This window comes from Acinetobacter sp. LCT-H3, assembly GCF_001866125.1.
Taxonomy (GTDB): domain Bacteria; phylum Pseudomonadota; class Gammaproteobacteria; order Pseudomonadales; family Moraxellaceae; genus Acinetobacter; species Acinetobacter schindleri.
On record NZ_MODX01000067.1, the window covers coordinates 1 to 1,318 of the forward strand.

The 1,318-nt window shown below is 33.5% G+C and carries 3 protein-coding genes; 1 reads left to right on the top strand and 2 read right to left on the bottom strand.

The features are described 5' to 3' along the window. The coding region (locus tag BK820_RS14860; RefSeq protein ID WP_071321336.1) for a helix-turn-helix domain-containing protein at nucleotides 1-232 on the top strand (232 nt) is incomplete at its 5' end. A gap of 450 nt (nucleotides 233-682) precedes the next feature. Here BK820_RS14860 and BK820_RS14865 read toward each other — a convergent pair. Both BK820_RS14865 and BK820_RS14870 read right to left on the bottom strand, forming a co-directional pair. Further along, nucleotides 683-907: a DUF2798 domain-containing protein gene (locus BK820_RS14865; protein WP_071321337.1), complete on the bottom strand. Its 225-nt coding sequence runs from the start codon at nucleotides 905-907 to the stop codon at nucleotides 683-685. A gap of 13 nt (nucleotides 908-920) precedes the next feature. Further along, on the bottom strand, nucleotides 921-1,256 hold the full coding sequence (locus tag BK820_RS14870) for a hypothetical protein (protein WP_071321338.1): 336 nt from the start codon (nucleotides 1,254-1,256) through the stop codon (nucleotides 921-923). Nucleotides 1,257-1,318: the final 62 nt, after the last annotated feature.

Genomic DNA, 1,318 nt, shown 5'->3' on the forward strand with positions numbered 1-1,318 from the left:
AGAAGCTGGTGCCATCAAACGCAATGAAATGAAAGCAAGCCGGGTAACTGAGCTTGAATTGCCGGATATTAAGGAAGTACGTGAGAAGACAGGCTTAACCCAAGCTGAATTTGCTGCACGTTTGCATATCAGTGCCAGAACCCTGCAAAACTGGGAACAAGGCCGTCGCTATCCGACTGGTCCTGCAGCGACGCTAATTCGTATTCTGGATGCCCATCCAACTCTGATTTAAATATTAAGATAATAAAAAACCCCGGCATCCTGCCGGGGTTTTTCATCGTTGCTGATTGTGCTTTTGTACCCTCTGGTCCATGTGCAATAACTTATAATTCTTGTTTTATGTTATGAAACGTCCTGTTCCTGATGAATTCATCATAGGAAAATTCCACTGTTCCAGGTAGCCGCAAAGAGCCGAGATTGTTGTGCGCCAGGGCGTACAAAATAGCCTAAATTTTATCCCCAGCAATTGGGGATAGTTTTGGAACCTGGATCCGCATGGAATGGGCACTGATTGCCAAATTGATCATTTATTAATCAATTTTCTTGGCAAAATGTTACAGATTCGCTTAAAAACTCACCAACTTATTACAAAAGCGACTTTTTGCTGATTTCTTAGTCATGACTAAAATTTTAAGTTATTGATATTTAAGTTAATATACAAGTGTATTGCGTATAATATCCATTATGTTAAATGAGGATAAAAAAGCTTTAAAACTATCTTTTTTGAGAAAGGGACAATAATCAAAAGGCATGGGTAAGCAACAATCCAATTAATCATCCATTCTGAAAAAATATTTGATAATAAAATTTTATCTTCATCTAATCCTTTTAAAATAGCGTTAATGCCACTCATAAAAAATGAGACAAAAAGAGGAACTAACACTCCTTCTAATGATAGCTTAATCATTGATAATTAAAACTTAAAATATTTTTGAACTTTTAAAATATTTTTTTGAAATATTGTTAAGAGTATTTAATATAAGATTAGAATCTTGACTGATTAAAGCCGTATTAAGTTCAGACATATAATCGATCAGTTGATTTTTTGCTTTTTTGGCAAATTCAGGAGTAATTTCTTGATCTTCATAAAGTAAAACGTAGTTCTTTGCAAATCCATAAATTAGGAATAAGGCGGAACTATCTAAGTTGTTATTATCGTTGCTAATTGATTGTTCACATAAAGCCTTTAGCTGTTTGAAAGCATCTGTTCCATTTGATAAAGCTTTAAAATTTTCAAATATAAATTGGAATGTCATTTTGAGTACTCACTTAAAAAGAAACTCTACAGCTTTAATTAACCCAAATCAATATTTAATTT

Excerpts from the sequence above, each read along its gene's own strand:
- BK820_RS14865 (WP_071321337.1), bottom strand. The coding sequence starts at position 907 with ATGATTAAGCTATCATTAGAAGGAGTGTTAGTTCCTCTTTTTGTCTCA.
- BK820_RS14870 (WP_071321338.1), bottom strand. The coding sequence starts at position 1,256 with ATGACATTCCAATTTATATTTGAAAATTTTAAAGCTTTATCAAATGGA.